Source organism: Paenibacillus sp. TAF43_2, assembly GCF_052113545.1.
GTDB lineage: Bacteria > Bacillota > Bacilli > Paenibacillales > Paenibacillaceae > Pristimantibacillus.
Map to the genome: position 1 here is coordinate 1 of NZ_JBFRDK010000030.1, position 18776 is coordinate 18776.

Consider the following 18776-nt stretch of genomic DNA (forward strand, 5'->3'; position numbering starts at 1 on the left):
CTGCTCCGTTGTAAGGGCTCCTGCAACGCTGGAGGAACCAATCAACTTGACCGTTTCAAATCCTTGCGCTTCCATAAACGGCGTAATCGTATCGATATCATAGTAATAGGCTCCCGTGAATCTGCCTTCATCTGAATGATTAAAAACGCCCGAATCCATAAACTGCTGAATCTCATCCATTGAATCGAGAGGCTTCCAGCTTTGCGGATAAGCAAGAGCAGTAAGCAAATGCCTAATACGTGTCATAAAGGCGATAAACACATAACCTCCGCTCCGTGTTACACGATATAGCTCCTTAACCGCCTGTTCACGATCCTCTTCCTTCTGTAAATGATAGAGCGGCCCCATCATCAATGAAGCATCAAATGTCTCGTCGGCAAACGAGCTCAAGCTTCTAGCATCTGCAACGTGGAAACCTTTAAAACGATCTGTAAGCCCAAGCTCCTCTGCCTTCTCAGCGGCTAATTGTACCAGCCTTGGGGTCAAATCTGTTAACGTGACATCATAGCCGCTATCAGCTAGTTCCATCGCATATTTTCCGGGCCCGGCGCCATTATCCAAAATATGTCCACGCTCAGGCAAGTAATTTCGAATAAAATGCCAGTTGACGATAAACTCAAGGGGCGCTCTATCGAGACGCCCCCATTCATCAAACTGATTATAATATTGAATAATTTTACTCATCGCATATACCTCCTTGAGGTTTTATGCCGACAGCAGCGCTTATTCCCATAATAGAGAGAACTCACTCTACTATGGGAAAAGCAATCCGTTGGCCTTATCTGAAATTAGTTGGCAGCTTTAGCTTGGATTTCTTCTACCACTCTGCTTCCTGTCGTCATAACTGCTTGATTGCACGCTGAAACATAGGCTTGAGCAGCTGCAAGCACAATATCACTATGAATGGATGTACCGCGGAATCGTTTCTGTTGATGAATAATGCTGACGACCGCTTCACCGTGCGCATCCTCGCCGGTTGATAGCGAATGAAGCTCCAAATCCTCGAACTCCGCTGCTACTGGAATCGCTTGTTGAATGGCATGGATCACTGCCTCAATGGGGCCGCCTCCCATTGCGATATAAGATTGTTCTACACCAAACTCATTCTCACGAATGGTAACCGTCGCTGTACGTGAAGGCTGCGTACCCGCGTGAACATGCAGATCAACCAGTACATATGGATCAGGCTGCGTCTGTGTCAGCTCACCTGCGATACGAATCAATTCATCATCTGTCACCATTTTTTGAGCATCAGCGACTTCCTTGAATTTATCGTACACATCCTGCAGCTGCACTTCTGTCATATCGATGCCATACTCAGCAAGGCGATGTTTAATCGCATGGCGGCCGGAATGTTTGCCTAATATAATCATGTTCCGCGAAATGCCCATCGCTTCCGGATCCATAATTTCATACGTGTTGCGGTTTTTCAGCAAGCCGTCTTGATGGATGCCCGATTCATGCTGGAATGCATTGCGGCCAACGATTGGCTTATTGTAGGCAATCGGGAAATGCATAGCGCGGCTAACCAAACGAGAGGTTTCATAAATTTCGCTAATTTTAATGTTTGTTTCTGCTTGAATAGCATCCTTGCGCGTTTCTATTGCCATAACCAGCTCTTCAAGAGAGCAGTTGCCCGCTCGTTCGCCAATCCCGTTTACAGTTACTTCAATTTGTGTAGCACCTGCATTAATAGCCGAAATACTGTTAGCTACAGCAAGGCCTAGGTCATTATGACAATGGGCACTGTATCTCACCGTTTCTCCGCCTCTGGCTTGCTTGCGCACCGCGCGGAACAGCTCGCTCATTTCCTCTGGCATAGCATAACCAAGCGTATCGGGCAGGTTAATGATAGTCGCACCTTCCGCAATAACCGCCTCAACGAGCTGAATGACAAAGTCTCTGCCAGATCGTGTGGAATCCATTGCAGAAAACTCGATTTCATCTACGAATTGCTTGCCGTAAGCAACCATATCTCTCGCAATCTTAATGACCTCTTCCCGAGATTTGCGAAGCTGATGATTAAGATGAATATCGGAGGAGGATATAAACAAGTGAAGGCGTCTGCGTGCTGCATCCTGTGTCGCTTTCACTGCAGCGTCAATATCAACCTTTACCGCTCTCGCAAAACCTGCGATCTCTACATGCTGAAGCTCACGTGAAATTTGCTGTACAGCCGCGAATTCGCCTGGGCTGGAAACCGGGAAACCTGGCTCAATAACATCAATGCCAAGCTTGCCAAGCTGGCGTGCAATAATAATTTTACGTTCAGGATCAATTGAAGCACCTGGTGACTGCTCCCCATCACGAAGAGTTGTATCAAAAATTTGGATTTTTTTCATTTCGTTTGTCATTGTTAATTCCTCCTAGGGATTCGTTTGGATGTATTTTTTCATTTTTGGGTACAAAAAAAAGCGCGACGTCTCCTTGTAAGAGACGACGCGCTTACGCTGCCGTGGTACCACTCTAATTGACCGGTTCTTGCTGCAGAAGCTTAAACAATGCTGTCTTGCAAAAGGCAATATTGAATAGCTTGCTGCGGGAACCGAGCCCGCTTAAATGCCCGATGACGGCGGCTAACCGTAACGTTGTAGACAAAAACTGTCTTTTATGACAGCTTGCTTCCCACGTTCCGCTCCCAGGCGAGATTCAAACCTCAGCTTCGACTGCGTCACACCACCCCGCAGCTCTCTGTACGATTTCAATTCGTTCATCCGCTTTTGATGAACATATCTTGAAATTCGTTTTGCCAGCCTACTGTTCTACTGCTCCTGTTCATTGCGTTTTTACTCTATATGGATTGTTGCTGCTCATTAAATCGTTAAATCCTTCACTTCAAGACAACAAGAAAAACCTGTCATCTCTTGAATCAAGAGACGACAGGTTATTATGACCCGCGCGGTACCACCCTTGTTGACACCCATACGTTCGCAAACGAGCAGGGACGCCCAACTTAAGCATATGGCCAACTCCGGATGTTGACTCACATGCACCCGATTACGGTGGTTAACCGTAACAATGTACCTGCATGGCTATCAGCATGTACTCATGCTGCCATCGTTTCCACTGTTCCGCTCCCAGGCGAGTTTCAAGCATCCTTCGACTGCGTTGCACCATCCCGCAGCTCTCTTGTGTCATAACGACGTATGAATGATGCACATTCATAGTGACGTTTCAGACATTCCCGGACAAGCTTTACTATTCCTGTTCTTTGCGTTTGTAACGTATGAAGTTGAAGTTTGAAGTATTGTTGCTTATTATATGCTCTAATAAATTGTCTGTCAATTCCAATTGAAAATATTTTTTATTAACCCCTATTCGGCCAATGAATGCGGCATATTGCTCACTGACCAGCTCTCAAGGGATAAACCAGGATCAGCTTTCATGTCAAGATCTGTGAATTGCGACCGTTTTAGCTTCAAATAAGCCGCTGCTCCAATCATTGCAGCATTATCTGTACACAACGAATTTGGCGGTATGAGCAGAGGCACACGTTCTGACACGCACTTTGCACTTAAAGCTGCCCTCAAGCCCTTATTCGCTGCCACACCGCCGCAAAGCAGCAGCTGCTTCGCGCCATATTGTTTGACTGCGCGCAGAGCTTTTGTGACGAGCACCTCAGTGACTGACTCTTGGAATCCGCGAGCAAGTGCCGCCTCATTCAGGACTAAACCTTTCATTCTCGTCTGATTAATAACCGCTAGTACTGCTGATTTCAAGCCGCTAAAGCTAAAATCATAGCTATCCGGTTCCAGCCATGCACGAGGCAAAGTAATCGATTCCTCTGCTTCGACTGCAAGCTTGTCGATATGCGGTCCGCCTGGGTAAGGCAAATGCAGTGCCCGCGCTACCTTGTCATACGCTTCACCGACTGCGTCATCCCTAGTACGGCCAACGACTTTGAAATCACCTTCACTTTTCAACAGCACTAACTCTGTATGGCCCCCCGAAACAACTAGCGCCATACATGGATATATAATGTCATGAACGAGCTCATTTGCATAAATATGACCTGCAATATGATGCGTACCGATCAATGGAATATCTAATGCCATAGACAGGCTTTTGGCCGCTACAATACCTACGAGCAAAGCCCCTACAAGACCGGGACCTTGTGTGACTGCGATAGCAGACATATCCTTTAGCGTCAGCCCTGATTCCTTGACAGCCTGTTCTATTATCAATGTAATCGACTCTACATGTTTGCGTGATGCAATCTCGGGAACTACACCGCCGTATCGTTCATGGATTTCAATTTGGCTGGATACGACGTTCGATAAAATATGTTTTCCACCGCGAATAACCGCCGCTGACGTTTCGTCGCAGCTCGTTTCGATCGCCAAAACAAGATCATTTACTGGCCGTTCATTCACTGCCTGTTTCGATTGATTCACATTCATTGCTCCCTTACCTTCAACCGCTCTTTGTCTAGCTCAGCCCACATTATAAGCGCGTCTTCATTGTTGTCCGAGTAGTACCGCGGGCGTACGCCGGCAGGCTCAAAACCGTATTTCCGATAAAGGCTTTGCGCAATTTCATTGGAGGGACGAACCTCTAGCGTCATCTTTACCGCGCCAAAGAAAACTGCCGTCCGCTGAAGCTCATTAAGCAAGCAGTTTCCTAAACCTTGCCCGCGATAATCTGAGCGTACCGCAATATTCGTTACATGTGCTTCGTCCATAATAACCCACATGCCGCCGTAGCCTATTATTTGATCCTCATATTCCATAATCATATAGCGAGCAAATAAGTTGTTCATGAGCTCATTCGTGAATGCTTCCACAGTCCATGGACTCGTAAAGGCTTCCTGTTCAATCGCAACGATAGCGGGTATGTCTGCCATGGTCATCGCTCGAAAAATGAGTTTGTTCACTTCTAATTTCATGCCTTAGCTTCACCTGCCTGCTTTGCCTTCCATACGACCTCAGCCTCAGTTAGCTGAGTGTAGTTAGGAATAAGAGTATGCGGATCTTCTAATAGACCTGACTGCAGTCTTTTGAGGCCAAGCTCTGCTATCCATTTGCCCTCTTGGATAAAGGGTTGAAGCTGAACGATAACGCCTGCTGCCTCGCCAATCTGCTTCAAGCGCATCGCGCTTTCTTCGTGAAGCGACAGGTCGCCGACGAGTGAGATGCTCCRTATGCTTCCAGCCGGCAAATTCGCTAATCGCTGCTCAAGCTGATCTACAAAATCCTTCATAATACGAACGCCATCATCCAGCCAGCGAGCCCATTCAGACGCATCCGTCATCGAGAAAGCCGATGTATACACCTGACCGCGCCTTGCATCCATAATCGGAAATACCCAATGCTCGCCATTACGCGCTTTCTCCAGCTCCGCACTTCCGCTCACCTGCTGATGCCAAGCACCATATGCTATGGCCTCCAAGCTGGACACGCTCACCAGCGGCTTGTTCCATACCCATGCCAACGTTTTTGCTACAGAGATCGCGATACGCATTCCTGTATATGATCCTGGTCCATTCCCAACCGCAATCGCCTCGATGTCCGTAGTAGCAAGGCCGCTTTTTCGCAGCATTTCTTGAATATGCGTCACAACGTGTACAGAATGGTTTCTTTCCGCTAACGTTTGAATTTCCGCAAGCACCTCATGACCGCTAACGATAGCAGCTGCCATCGACGCCGTGGACGTATCTAAAGCGAGTATCGGTCCCGCTTGAATTCTCTGCTCATTACTCATCTGTCTGCTCCTAACTTGCTTAAAACTTCACACCAGCCTGCGTAAATATCACCGTAGCCGGTCAATTGTATACGCCGTGCTTCATCGCCAAGATGCTCAATATACAGCTCCAACCGCTCAGCTGGCAGCAGCTCCTTAATCAAGCTAGCCCATTCCACAATCGTTACGCCATCGCCATAAAAATAATCATCCAAACCAAGCTCATCCGCTTCCTCCAGCGACAGCCTGTAGACATCCATATGATAAAAGGGAAGCTGATTCCCTTCGTATTCTTTTATAATTGTAAAAGTCGGACTATTCACAATGCCTTTCACACCGATTGCACCTGCAAAAGCTTGTGAAAATCTAGTTTTTCCCGCGCCCAGATCACCATCCAATGCAAGCAATGTACCTGGTTTTACCCAAGCTGCAAGCTGTTCGGCTAGCGTTACAGTGTCTTGTTCCGTTTGTGCCAGCCAAGTGGCATGGCTTATCTGTTGTTGCATGCTATTCACCCGTTCATGTCGAAAAATGATTATATCCGCGTTTCTTAAGCAAAACTCTCTTCTCCAAATGAGGCAGCGACTCTTTTTCCATATAAGCTTGATCATGTCGAATGAGCTCAACAGAGGGCTCACCCATCTCGGTTTCCCCAATAATAAAAAAAGGAATACCTTCAAGGTGAAAAGCTGCTCGCATCGCTTCCGCATACTCAGGCGCTATCGTGCCAAGCAAGACGTAATCTTCTCCGCCATACAGCATCCATTCCAGCGGATCTATTCCTAGACTTGAAGCGTAAGCTGCCAAGCTGCCGCTCTTTGGCAGAAGCTTCTCATGCAGCACGAGGCGAAGCCCCGACGCTTCAGCAATTTCCCATGCTTCGCTCGCCAGGCCGTCGCTTACATCATTAAGTGAACGACAGCTCCCATGCTCAAGCAGCAGCCTTCCCGCACGCACTGAAGGATTTGGCCGCTGATGCGCCTGCACAAGCAAACCTTCCCTACCCGCGCTGAAATCCGCGGGCTGCAGCACCGCGCGCTCCTCCTCTGCAAGGAGCGCATGCAATCCCGCCGCCGACATGCCTACGGCGCCGGTCACAAACACCGCATCGCCCGGCTTAGCGCCCGAGCGACACAGCTCACGCCCTGCTTCCACGGTGCCAACCACCGTTACAGCGACAACCAAATGCTCCGGCGCCGACGTCGTATCGCCGCCTACAATGGCAACCCCGTAGCGCTCGGCGCACTCGTACAGCCCATCATACAGCCTCCGCATTCGCTCCGGCGTATACGATGGCGGCACGCTGACCGAGACGAGCGCATGCAAAGGCACGCCTCCCATCGCGGCAATATCGCTAATGTTGGCGGCAAGCGCCTTATAGCCGACATCCTCGTCCCGCATCGTTGACGGCTTGAAGTGTACCGTCTCCACCATCGTGTCAACGGCCAGCAGCATCCGCTTTGGCGCAGCAATGCCATCCGCAGCAGAAGCGTGATCAACTACGGCGGTATCATCGCCTATCCCTATAACCACGCCGCGCTCGCGCTGCCAAGCAGTTCCCTGCCTGCCTGCCGTCCAATGATGAATACTCGCAAACTCATCCAAATTGCTGGTCTCCTTCATCTCAAAGCAAAAGTGGTTGTGCAAGCCAAATCGGCCTCGCATTTCTTAGAAACTGACTAGGGCATGTCTGAAAACCCGTTCAGTGGCACCTTTCACCGCCTTTTCGCCCCCTGCTTCGTCCCGTTTGCTTGACGTACCCCTGGTACGCCTTCACAAACACGCCTTGCATGGAACGAAAATTCGGCAAAATTTGCTGTCCTCAGAGTTCTCAGACACGCTCTACTACCATCATTAGTGAATATCCCGTTTCTTAAACCGTCCGCCCTTCACATCGTGAATATTGCCGACGGCAAGAAACGCCACAGGGTCAAGCTCATGAACAATCGACTTCATCTTCGCTTCTTCAAGCCGCGTAATGACACAAAAAATAACGCGTTTGCTGCCGCCAGTAAAGCCGCCTTCGCCATGCAGGTAAGTAACTCCGCGTCCAAGGCGGGACATAATCGCTGCGCCGATTTCCTTCGCTTCATCGCTAATGATCCACACCGCTTTTGATTCATCGAAGCCCTCGATCGTGATATCAATCAATTTATAAGCAATGTAATACGCGATAAGCGAATACATCGCCCGATCCCAGCCAAACACGAAGCCTGCACTGCCGAGAATGAATAAGTTGAAGAACATAACGGTCTCGCCAACCGAAAGAGGAATACGCTTATTAAACACGATCGCAACAATTTCGGTACCATCGAGCGATCCGCCAAAGCGAATAACCATGCCAACGCCAATGCCCAAAATGACACCGCCGAATATAGCAGCTAGAAAAGGCTCTACCGTAAGAGGCGGTACGGGATGAAGCAAAAACGTTCCTAGCGACATGACCGAAACGCCGTACAGCGTCGATATTGCAAAGGTTTTGCCGATTTGCTTGTAACCAAGGAACAAAAATGGAAGATTAAGAAGAAAGAGAAAAAGACCAAGCGGCACTTTCGTTAAATAGGAGGCCATGATCGATATGCCGACAATACCGCCATCAATAATATGATTTGGTACTAGAAAGATTTCCAGCCCAACTGAGACGAGCGCAGCGCCTAGTGTAATAAACAGCACTCTTCGCAACACTTCGAGCTTGGACAGTTTGTGGTGCTGTAATGATCCCATAAATGTACGCACATCCCCCTATTAGCTCTATTTCTCATTATTTTACCTTAAAAAGTACCAGATATAAAGCAACTCTGTCATTATTGCAAAAAAAGAAACCTTCCACTTTAGCAGCAATTTGCCTCTAAGGGAAGGTTTCTATCTGTGTTTAATATTCAAGTAAGCACGAAAGACATAACGCCTATTTCCTACAAAAAATAATTACAACTCCTTTACGATTGTAATATGAAGCTCGTTCTTGAGCTCAATCTCATAAGGCGATGCCGGCATTGTGCCGTCTGGCTCCATAATAATTCGTACACGGGGACGATGGACAGCGAGCTCCGTATTTTCTGAAACGACACCAACTTGACCAGTGCTAAGCAAAAGCGAAGTCGAAACTGGATATATTGATATATGCCGACAGAACAGCTTAATCAAGTCCAGATCAAAAAAAGTGCCGCCGGCAGCAAATAAAAACTCAATCGCTTCGCTTGCCGTGTACCGTTTGCGATAAGGCCTTGGTGAAGTTAATGCATCAAAAGTGTCCGCTAATCCTACGATTTGAGCATACATATGAATCTCGCTTTCCTTGAGCCCGCGCGGGTAACCTGATCCGTTAAATCGTTCATGATGCTGAAGCGCGCAGTGTGCAGAAACGATAGATATATCGTGATACTTGCGTAATATATCGAACCCGTCCTTCGCATGGCTTTTGATGACTTCACGTTCCGCCAGCGATAAACCGCCAGTATGAGCCAGCAGCTTTGGCGGCACCTTTGTCATACCGATATCGAAGAGCAGCGCGCCAATGCCAAGCTCTTCAAGCTGATTGCGATTAAAGCCCTTTGCCATGCCCATAATGCCTGAAAGCACAGCCACGTTAAAGGAATGCTGAAATAAATAACCTTCCATTGCATGAATGCTCGTTAAATTAACCAGCATATTTGGTCTTGAGGATAAATCCTGCATAATTTGGCCGAATACCGCCCGAAAGTTGCGGCCCATATCTGGTGCGATCGTTCGCCCTTTTGATACGGTCTGGTCTTTGAAGGAGTTCATCGTTTTGTAAATAGTATCGACCGCTTGCTTACGCGTTTCATCACGGATCGTATCTTCAGGAATCAGATCCTCCGTCAACCCATCCTCTATGAATAGAAAATCGATGCCTAAGTTCCGCAATCGATCGATGTAACGATCATTCAATTCAACCCCTTCTCCTAGAAGCACGTTGCCGTTTTCTTGAAAAATGGGTTTAGCCACCTTGTCTCCCGGCTTGACCATTCCAATCTGCGTTTTTCTCATTAGATTAGTTCCCGCCTTTGATAGTTTAGCGATTGTAACCGGATCAAATCCATTTTATCAGAACTATGTCCAACTGACTATGCAGCAAACACGAAAAAGCCTAAACATGCTGTTCAGGCTGCTAGGCTAATTTTCGTTTAACAATCCGATTACGTCCATTATACTTAGCTTCATATAACGCGGCATCTGCCTGTGCAAGCAACTCTCTTAAAAAAGCTTTTGGATCAACTAAATCGGTTGGGTCAACATGTTCAATAGAGATTACGCCCATGCTTATCGTGACCGATACCGGCTCCTCCGAGGTTCCCGTGTTTATTTTATTTTGCTCAACCGATTCCATAAGAATTTCCGCTATCTGATCAGCTTGGTCTCGGTTTGTATGCGGCAAATACACCGTAAATTCTTCTCCGCCATAACGAGCTAATATATCCGTAAATCGCAGAACTCCTCTAACGGCATCAACCGTGCCGCAAAGCACCTCATCACCAATTAAGTGGCCATATTTATCATTAATCAATTTAAAATGATCGAGGTCAAATAAAAATATAGAGAAGGGTATGCCATAACGAATGTTTGCAATCACTTCTTGCTCCAATTGATGAAGCAAGTAACGCCGATTATAGCAGCCGGTCAAACCGTCAGTAATCGCCATATGCTCAAGCTTCTTATTCGCTTGAAACAGCTCGTCCTGCATAATAAGCAGATCGCGATTCCGATCCTGAAGCAGCTCGTTCTGAACATTCGTTTCTTCGACTAGCAGGCGAAGCTCCGTCACATCCTGGAAGGTCAGTACTCTGCCTACCAATGTCTTCTTATTGTTCAATATAGGCGCAGACTGTACGATAATATGTCTATGCTTGTCATGCTGAATTGCAATTTCCATCTCAAGCCTATCCATCGGACGCTTATTCTGCTCTTCAAAAAAAGCAGCTATATCTCTAGTAACCTCGCCTTTGAATTGCGGTCCTAGATGAGCGGAATTAAACTTGTCGCCAATGCGCAGCCTCAGAATCGGCTTTATTACTTTATTTACATCGATGATGATATCGTTCTCATCAAGCACGATAATACCCATCGACATCGTATTCATTACATCTCTTTGTACGGTTTGAATAATATCTAGTACTTTGTTCCGTCTAATGGCATGTACCAAATAAACAGCGGCAACAGCCATTCCTACTGAAATAAGCGGAATATATTGATTCATTTTTTCAATTAATAGAACATTGATAAATAAATCTGTTATAGCAAACGAAACGAGTACAAACATGCCGTTTATTGCGGTTTTGATTAATGTGCGCTGCCGTACCGAATTTTCGCCGCGCAGCTTGTAGAACATAATAACAAAAGAAACGGTTACATAAACAATTAATTGCGTAATCATAATCCAGTACAACGGCCCTTGCTCTAGCTGCTTGAGGGGACTTAGCTGATCGTTAATTCGTAGAAACATGCCATTTGGGTTAATGATAACCACAGCTACAGAAATAAGCGCGGGCATCGCTAAAATGAACAACCGGCTCTTTCGTATAACATACGACTGGCCGGTGAGATATACGATGAATACGAACCATCCAATTCCAAGCAGAGAAAGCCCTACATACGATATGGAAACGTAAAATAGTCTAAAGAGTGCAGAAGTTGTCGTCTGGGACGCAAATTGAAAAAGCGTCCAACACATAAAAACGACATGCAAAGTCAAATACATACGATGCAAAATCGTAACGTTGCTGGAGGCAAACACGTAGAAAAACAAGCCGAGCAGCACTAGAAACATACTAAAGTCTAGCCAGATCATCCATTCCAATACGGTTCACCCATTCATTTGATAGCCATCTTCTTCCATTGTAGCAAATGTTAATACTATCGACAATTGCTTACCCTCAAAAAATTCAAAGTGTAACATTCGCCAATAAGCAATATTATTTGGAAATGTGATTAGGCCATCGTTCGGAAAGCATATGCTCCAGCGACGGGGAAATGTTCAGAAACTGACGGAACTGCTCATACTCTTCCCATTTTTTAATAGAAAGCCCATGCTGCTCTGAACGAACCGCGCGAATGAGCAGATTTTTTGGCGTATGCTCTGGATCTACAAATTCCAGCATCGAAACCTTATACCCCAAAACCTCCAGCAAAGTTCCTCTTGCGGCATCCGTGGCGAGTGCGGAAAAACGCTCCTTCAGCAGGCCTTGAGAGAGTAGCGGTGATAGTACATCATTCTTTACCTGCTTGAACAGCTCATGCTGGCAGCAAGGTACCGACATAATAACGGAGGCTCCCCAATTAACAGCTTTGGCAAGCGCAGCATCCGTAGCCGTATCGCATGCATGCAGAGTGACAACCATATCAGCAGCTTGCAGCTCTTCATATTCAGCAATGTCACCTACAAGAAACTTAAGCTTGTCATAACCCAGCTTCTCCGCAAGCTCTGAACAGAAAGCAATGACATCGGCTTTCAAGTCAAGTCCAATAATGTTAATATTCCGCTTCTGCTCCACTGCAAGCAAATGGTAAAGCGCAAACGTCAAATAAGATTTGCCGCAGCCAAAATCAACGATCGTAATTTCCCTGTCCGTTGGCAAATAAGCAAGCACATCCGTTACCATCTCTAGAAAACGATTGATTTGTCTGTATTTATCCTGTTTTTTGGCGTGGACAAGCCCTTCCTGCGTCATAATGCCAAGCTCAACAAGAAAAGGGGCCGCTTGATTCTCAGACAAAATACGCTGTTTCTGCCGGTTATGCTGCAAATTCGCTTTGCTCGAATCACCAGTTGGCGGTTTCTTTAAAATAGCTGCTTTCCCTTTTTTGCTAAAGAGCAATTGAACGTCAGCCTCGTTCGTTTTTACAAGCGCCTGACGATAGTTCTCCTGCAGCAAATCGATGACTCGCTCAGCCGCTTGCGGCTCTGCAACATTGTCATGCGTAACCTTGTTTGCAAAATGATATTCAAATTGATAAAACAAGCCGTTCTTCATCTCAATGGGACGAATGATTGTTTTAGGCGCTGCGGTTCCGTCCTTCCGCTTCGGCTGGCTAAGCGTAGCCTGCAGCAGCTCTTTGCCAGTGATCCATTTCGTAATTTCTTGCTGCCATTGTTCCGTCATGCTGTCCAATCACTCCTAAATCAGTTTTGAAGCTAAGCTCACTATACGTACGCTTATGCTATATCGTCTGTTTGCTGCTTGGCAAGGTCTTCAATTCCCTGCTCAATCTCCTCGCGCGGCAGCCCTCCCGCTTCTAGCCGCTCGTCTGGTTGCAGCAACATTCGTCTATAGGCTGCTTCTGCTTCCTCGTTCGTCAGCGCGTTATCTTCAAGCAGCTCATGCATCATATTTTCAACAGCGTCATAACGCCCTTCTGCTTCATGCCATTCCATTAACAAACGTTTCGTAGCAAGGGGCAATTCATATGGCTTCAGCCGCTCAAGCAGCTCCTTTATTTGTTCGCGGGGCTCGGTAATCGTTGGCGCCGCATCTACTAGCGATAATCTTAGAAACAAATGCAGCGACTTCACATACGCGATGTAGCTCTCATCCTCGCGTCCCAAGTCGGCAGTCAATTCAGCTTCCTGCTTCATCAGAAGAGCGATGGCTTGCAAATGATCCGTTTCCAATATCCCGTTCGTAGTCATCATTTTTAGTAAGTCTTCATCCGAAAGGGAACGAATAAGCTTGCTGCTTAGCCTAAACTTTGTATCAAGAAGCTCATCGATGTAGAGCAAAGCCTCCTCGTGCTTGCGCTCTCGCCTCAAATTCATAATTTGACCGACTGCTTCTGTCATTTGCTCAATCATTCGCATGAAATAATCGCGCTGAAACATCTGGTTCCCCCTCTCGCCAATCTACTGCTGCTTATTCTTTACAAAGCTAAGAATAGCATTGATCAATTGCTTCGGCTCTTCGATCATTCCCATATGACCTGCGCTGCCAAGCTCCACTTTCACGGTAGATCCGTTTGATGCTGCAAAAACACTCTCCACCGGAATAACCTTATCTGACACCCCTGCAACAAGTAGTACTGGCAGCTCAGATTGCTCGATTACCTGCGTCCGGTTTGGACGTGCCTTCATTCCTTTTGCTGTGCCGATCGCGCCTTGCAGGGATGTGCCATAGCCTATTTTCTTTCCTTGCTCAACTTCAGCGGATAAAGCCTCCACATTAGCGGGAGCAAACAGCTTAGGAATAAGACCATCAACGAATGTTTTCACGCCATCTTGCTCGAGAGCCGCTGCTGCTTTATCACGGTTTTCTTTGGCAGCGTCACTATCTGCTAGCGCTGTTGAATGGATCAGGCCAAAGCCGGAAAGCTTCTTCGCATATTTTTCAGCGAATGCAAGAGTAATGTAGCCCCCTAAGGAATGCCCAAGCAATACTGCATTATGAATTTGCAGCTTGATAAGCAGCTCAGCAATATCCTCCGCATACAATTCCATCGTATAAACCTCATCACTTGGCGCAGAGCTTCTTCCATGTCCGCGTGCGTCTGGCGCAATGATACGTACAGATTGCTCTAGCCCATCCAAGATATGCTCCCAATAGGAAGAGCTTCCGCAGTAGCCATGCAGCAAAACGACAACCTCGCTAATGCCATCCGCTGCGCCTCCGTCATCCGGATGGGAATCATAATAGGCAAGCTCCAATCCGTTATTCAAAAAAAGCTTGCGCTGTGCGATTGAGTATACTTTTTTGCTATTTTCATTTGTCATTTGTTCATGCTCCTCTACACGGATGGAATTTGTAATGCTTGATTAACATAAGAAAAGCTGTCCGAATGCTGGCCCCAAGCTGAATCTACCGCGCACGCGATCTCGCTTGCCATACGCATCACTTGGTAAAGTGAAGTCGTTTGCAGCATCCAGTAAGCCTTGGGTCCGTTAGCATTTACTACGCCTGCAATACTATAGTGCCCAATTGCTGGAAGTCTGCGGCCGATTGCCTTTCCTGGCTCAAGCGGTCCTTCGTGCAAAATAAAACGGCCGATGGAGGTTGGTTTGCCAAGGCATGCATCAATGGCAATGACAACGTCATCTTTATGCAGCGACTGAGCGGCTTGCTGAACCGCATGCGCATCACATGGCTTGTCTAATGTTCCAATGACATTCGGCCAACCTCTCTCCTTAAGCATCGTTCCCACTAATGGACCAAGAGAGTCCCCTGTGGAACGATCACTGCCTATACATACAAATACAATGCCGCTGCGATTCATATACTTATTTGCAATGGCACTAAAAAAGGACTCCAATTCACTGCTCGTTAGCTGTTCCGTCGTATTGCACCTGCCCTGTCTTCGATTGCCAATCGTATCTAGTTCAATTGTATCCAATTTTAAGATACTGTTCAATTTGTGGTCATACTCGTTTGAAACATGTTACAATTGCAGCATTGCAATACGTTCGAACAAGCCCATTTCCGAAGCCGACTTCGGCTCGCAAAAACTTTAGGAGGCACTCCATGACGAATTTAAACTTACAAACGCAAGAGAATGTAGCGTTTATGATTGAAGTTATCAAAACAAAGCTGAAAATGGCTTCCGCTGCAGCAATGCAGGCATCTAACTTTGATCTCAATAAATATGAGGATATAAAAGATCTGTACGAAGTAGTCGCTTCAAAAGAGAAATTCAGCATCAGCGAGGTAGAAGCGCTCGTTTCCGAGCTTGGAAAGCTGCGTTTGCAATAAACTATTTACAAACATAATATTCCAGTATCAGACATTTATTTTCATTTTTCTACAAAAGAAGAACCGAGCCAGGCAACTTCGCCAAACTCGGTTCTTTTTATTTACTCCAGCTCTTCCACTTCTATTTCCGCAGCTTCTATAGACAGCTTTATCGATACTTCCTTGTGCTCGCCTTTTAGAAAATGTGCGATACGCTCCAGCTTGTCTGCAAGTGCAGGTCCGCTTAGCGTCGTATTTAAATGGTAATCGAAGCTATCCGACGGAAGCTTGCGCTCCGCGAAAGCAGACTGGCCGGACCAGCCGCGCTCTCCGCCAGCATTCGTTCTCGTTATGAGCTGCTCTTGGACGGGATAAAACTTATCTGATTTATTAACAACTCTTTCGTAAATCCGAAGCTTCTTCAGCAGCATATAATATTGCGCGGAATGCTTGAAGTTCCAAGCTTCCCGAATGTCTTTAAGCGTGTAATCCATCTTCCAACGCTTTAATTTTTCCACTTGCTCATCAGTGCTAAGCTGCAAAAAGTCGTCCAACGGCAGCATTTTTTCGGACATCTTGACCCCTCCGATAAATAGTTTATAGAGAAATAAAAATATAATTCAAAAAGGTTTGTTTATTCTATAAAAAATACCATAAATTTTGTCACTTTACAAATTAATATAATTTCACAATGCATGATTATAAAACATTATATAAATTGCTTCATTTTTAAGCTTGATAGCAAAAACCTCCATCCAATCGCTAGTGGCCCGCGTGGATAGAGGTTTTATTATTTTATGCTCTTTGGAGACCTATAGACGTTAAGAAACGTTCAAAGGCTGCGGCGCCATCAGCTGTGCGCTTGTATACGCCTGCGTCCTTCAACACCTCTAGAAACTTGCTGCCCGTTTCAGCTTCAACGATTTTTTTCGCTTGTTCAGCAGTATTTGAAGATCCAAAACGATCGATTAGAGCTAGCAGCCACTCCGCATGCTTATGGAGCGGATGAGAGTCCGCATGAAGCTCTTCTGGAACAGCAACTGATGCCCCTGACAAATAAGCTGCAATTTGCTCCAGTTCATCCTTCAAGCGTCCTGGCAGTACTGCAAGTCCCATGACTTCGATCAAGCCGATATTTTCTTTCTTCACATGATGCAAATGCTGATGCGGATGGAAAATACCGTCCGGATGCTCTTCGCTCGTGCGGTTGTTGCGAAGCACTAGATCAATCTCATACTCGCCATTGTCCCGTAGACGTGCAATAGGCGTAATCGTGTTATGCGGAGTATTTGTGCCATCGGCCTGCTTCGTAAATGCCAGCACATCTACAGCCTCATCGCTATAATTACGCCATTCGTCGAGAATATGGCAAGCTGCACGATGAACATCCGCTTTGGACGTCCCGTTAACCCGAACGACTGACATTGGCCAGTTCACGATGCCAAAGCGCAAGCCCGGCAGCTTAGGGTCAGTAAACAGCGTATCTGTTGATGCAGCTTCCATCGGAAACACATGGCGGCCGCCTTGGAAATGATCATGGCTTAGAATCGATCCGCCGACTATCGGCAAATCAGCGTTCGAGCCGATGAAATAATGCGGAAACAATTCCACGAAATCAAGCAGTCTCGCGAATGAAGAATGTGAAATAACCATCGGCTCATGTGCGCCTTTGAAAATGATGCTGTGCTCATTGTAATAAACATACGGTGAATATTGCAGATACCACTGCTCTTCTTGCAGCGTGAGCGGCAGGACACGCAGGTTTTGACGAGCCGGATGATCAGGACGGCCAGCATAGCCGACATTTTCTACGCAGAGCAAGCACTTCGGATATTTCGCCTGCGGCATCGTTTTGAGCAGCGCAATCTCCTTCGGATCTTTCTCGGGCTTCGAGAGATTAATCGTAATCTCAAGATTTCCGAACTCTGTCTCGTGCAGCCAATAAAGGTTTTTGCGAATGCGATCCATCCGAATGTAGTTCGAATCGATGCTCAAGTTGTAGAAAGCGTCCGTAGCTGCTTTTAGCCCCTGCTCCTTCGCCAAACGCTGAAATGCAGCGCTGGCTTCAGAAGGACGCGGCAGCAAGAAGCCCATAATGCGAGCATCAAGCAAATCGCGATATGTCGTCGTATTATCCGGAATGAGTCCAATTGCGTAACCATAGTCAAGCAGCGGCTCCAGAAGCGGTACTGCGCTTTCGAGTCGCTCCTCCGGCACTTGGCCTTCAAAAGGCTCAGTAAAGTGAAAGAGATCAAGCAGTTCGTTTCTCGCTGCATACGTATCAARCTGATCGTTCAGCAGATTGCGCTGCAATCCAAATTGCAGCAAGCGTTCTATAAGAATCAGCGCATCGTTTGCTGATGTTGCTTGTTGTTTAGTTTCCAAGGTGATGCAGCTCCTTTCCTTTAAGCGTCAACCCTAGTCGTTGTATCCATTTGGATTCGCTTCATGCCAGCTCCAAGCGCTTTTGATAATGTCCTCAAGCTTATCCCGCTTCGGATTCCAGCCCAGCTCCTTGCGAGCACGATCTGATGAAGCTACGAGAATAGCAGGGTCGCCCGCACGGCGAGCTTCGAACACAGCAGGGATTTCTTTGCCAGTCACTGTGCGCGCAATTTCAATAACTTGCTTGACTGAAAAGCCTGTTCCGTTGCCTAAATTGTATACAGAGCTTTCAGCTCCGCTGCGAAGACGATCCACTGCAAGCACATGGGCATCGGCAAGGTCGCTTACATGAATGTAATCACGGACACACGTACCGTCTGGCGTCTCATAGTCTTCTCCAAATACCGAAATATGAGGACGTTGACCAAGCGCTGCTTGGAGCACGATAGGTATCAAATGGGTTTCCGGGCTATGGTCCTCGCCGATTTTTCCGCTCTCATGAGCGCCCGCCGCATTGAAGTAACGAAGCGAAACAAACTTGATGTTATGAGCAACATCGAACCATTTCATYATTTTTTCCATCGCAAGCTTCGTTTCGCCATAAGCATTCGTCGGAAGCGTGCGATCGTACTCGTCGATCGGCACGTTCTCCGGTTCGCCGTAAGTAGCAGCTGTTGAAGAGAATACGATTTTACGAACATTGTATTCATTCATTTTCTCAAGCAGGCAAAGCGTACCAAATACGTTATTGTGATAATATTTGCCCGGGTCCTTCATGCTTTCGCCAACAAGCGAATTCGCTGCAAAGTGGATCACTGCATCGATTTCATTTTCCTTAAAGACGGTATCCATGAAAGCTGCATCGCGAAGATCACCCTCATACAGCTTGCCTCCAAGCAAAGCCTTACGGTGACCCTGCTGCAAGTTGTCGACGATAACGATTTCCTCGCCGCGTTCCTGCAATGCCGCTACTGCATGCGAGCCGATGTAGCCAGCCCCTCCAGTTACTAATACTGCCATGATTCATTTCCCCTCTCCATT

The 18776-nt window shown here is 46.8% G+C and carries 19 protein-coding genes; 1 reads left to right on the forward strand and 18 read right to left on the reverse strand.

The window, feature by feature from the left end; all coding sequences use genetic code 11:
* The 15 genes from AB4Z17_RS09145 to yyaC all read right to left on the reverse strand — a co-directional run.
* Positions 1-684: class I SAM-dependent methyltransferase (locus AB4Z17_RS09145; protein WP_441959390.1), on the reverse strand; the 684-nt coding region annotated here is incomplete at its 3' end.
* Positions 685-788: 104 nt separating this feature from the next.
* Positions 789-2354, reverse strand: a complete 1566-nt coding sequence (locus AB4Z17_RS09150) for a 2-isopropylmalate synthase (RefSeq protein ID WP_441959391.1) — start codon at positions 2352-2354, stop codon at positions 789-791.
* A 112-nt stretch (positions 2355-2466) separates the two neighbouring features.
* Positions 2467-2598: a hypothetical protein gene (locus AB4Z17_RS09155; RefSeq protein WP_441959393.1), complete on the reverse strand. Its 132-nt coding sequence runs from the start codon at positions 2596-2598 to the stop codon at positions 2467-2469.
* Between the two features lie 716 nt (positions 2599-3314).
* Complete coding sequence (tsaD, locus tag AB4Z17_RS09160) at positions 3315-4394, reverse strand: tRNA (adenosine(37)-N6)-threonylcarbamoyltransferase complex transferase subunit TsaD (protein ID WP_441959395.1); 1080 nt, start codon at positions 4392-4394, stop codon at positions 3315-3317.
* Positions 4395-4396: 2 nt separating this feature from the next.
* The gene (rimI, locus tag AB4Z17_RS09165) at positions 4397-4885 is read right to left on the reverse strand and encodes a ribosomal protein S18-alanine N-acetyltransferase (protein WP_441959397.1); all 489 of its coding nucleotides are present in this window, start codon (positions 4883-4885) and stop codon (positions 4397-4399) included.
* The gene (gene tsaB / locus AB4Z17_RS09170; RefSeq protein WP_441959399.1) at positions 4882-5700 is read right to left on the reverse strand and encodes a tRNA (adenosine(37)-N6)-threonylcarbamoyltransferase complex dimerization subunit type 1 TsaB; all 819 of its coding nucleotides are present in this window, start codon (positions 5698-5700) and stop codon (positions 4882-4884) included. The genes rimI and tsaB overlap by 4 nt, the downstream gene beginning before the upstream one ends.
* Positions 5697-6185, reverse strand: coding sequence for a tRNA (adenosine(37)-N6)-threonylcarbamoyltransferase complex ATPase subunit type 1 TsaE (tsaE, locus tag AB4Z17_RS09175; RefSeq protein WP_441959401.1), 489 nt, complete (start codon positions 6183-6185; stop codon positions 5697-5699). The genes tsaB and tsaE overlap by 4 nt, the downstream gene beginning before the upstream one ends.
* 13 nt (positions 6186-6198) lie before the next feature.
* Positions 6199-7302 (reverse strand): thiamine-phosphate kinase, encoded by a 1104-nt coding sequence (thiL, locus tag AB4Z17_RS09180; protein ID WP_441959402.1) that lies wholly within the window; start codon positions 7300-7302, stop codon positions 6199-6201.
* 231 nt (positions 7303-7533) lie between these two features.
* Positions 7534-8403 (reverse strand): YitT family protein, encoded by an 870-nt coding sequence (locus AB4Z17_RS09185; RefSeq protein WP_076269656.1) that lies wholly within the window; start codon positions 8401-8403, stop codon positions 7534-7536.
* Between the two features lie 201 nt (positions 8404-8604).
* The gene (locus AB4Z17_RS09190; RefSeq protein WP_441959405.1) at positions 8605-9687 is read right to left on the reverse strand and encodes an HD-GYP domain-containing protein; all 1083 of its coding nucleotides are present in this window, start codon (positions 9685-9687) and stop codon (positions 8605-8607) included.
* A gap of 121 nt (positions 9688-9808) precedes the next feature.
* Entirely contained in the window at positions 9809-11485 is a 1677-nt protein-coding gene (locus AB4Z17_RS09195) for a histidine kinase N-terminal 7TM domain-containing diguanylate cyclase (RefSeq protein WP_256710986.1), read from the reverse strand.
* Positions 11486-11609: 124 nt separating this feature from the next.
* Positions 11610-12797, reverse strand: coding sequence for a class I SAM-dependent methyltransferase (locus AB4Z17_RS09200; RefSeq protein WP_441959407.1), 1188 nt, complete (start codon positions 12795-12797; stop codon positions 11610-11612).
* A gap of 53 nt (positions 12798-12850) precedes the next feature.
* A complete protein-coding gene (locus AB4Z17_RS09205; protein WP_441911686.1) occupies positions 12851-13513 on the reverse strand; it encodes a DUF6483 family protein in 663 nt (220 codons plus the stop codon).
* Positions 13514-13534: 21 nt separating this feature from the next.
* Positions 13535-14398, reverse strand: a complete 864-nt coding sequence (locus AB4Z17_RS09210) for an alpha/beta fold hydrolase (protein ID WP_441959409.1) — start codon at positions 14396-14398, stop codon at positions 13535-13537.
* A gap of 14 nt (positions 14399-14412) precedes the next feature.
* On the reverse strand, positions 14413-15015 hold the full coding sequence (yyaC, locus tag AB4Z17_RS09215; protein WP_441959411.1) for a spore protease YyaC: 603 nt from the start codon (positions 15013-15015) through the stop codon (positions 14413-14415).
* A 128-nt stretch (positions 15016-15143) separates the two neighbouring features.
* Here yyaC and AB4Z17_RS09220 point away from each other — a divergent pair, with 128 nt between their 5' ends.
* Positions 15144-15371 carry a DUF1128 domain-containing protein gene (locus AB4Z17_RS09220; protein ID WP_076269651.1) on the forward strand — a complete coding sequence of 76 codons (228 nt, stop codon included), beginning with the start codon at positions 15144-15146 and terminating at the stop codon, positions 15369-15371.
* 101 nt (positions 15372-15472) lie between these two features.
* Here the strand turns inward: AB4Z17_RS09220 and AB4Z17_RS09225 are convergent, their stop codons facing one another.
* From AB4Z17_RS09225 to galE, 3 genes are all read right to left on the reverse strand, one after another.
* Entirely contained in the window at positions 15473-15925 is a 453-nt protein-coding gene (locus tag AB4Z17_RS09225; protein ID WP_076269650.1) for a hypothetical protein, read from the reverse strand.
* Positions 15926-16145: 220 nt separating this feature from the next.
* On the reverse strand, positions 16146-17735 hold the full coding sequence (locus tag AB4Z17_RS09230) for a UDP-glucose--hexose-1-phosphate uridylyltransferase (RefSeq protein WP_441959413.1): 1590 nt from the start codon (positions 17733-17735) through the stop codon (positions 16146-16148).
* Positions 17736-17768: 33 nt separating this feature from the next.
* Positions 17769-18755 (reverse strand): UDP-glucose 4-epimerase GalE, encoded by a 987-nt coding sequence (gene galE / locus AB4Z17_RS09235; protein ID WP_441959415.1) that lies wholly within the window; start codon positions 18753-18755, stop codon positions 17769-17771.
* Positions 18756-18776: the final 21 nt, after the last annotated feature.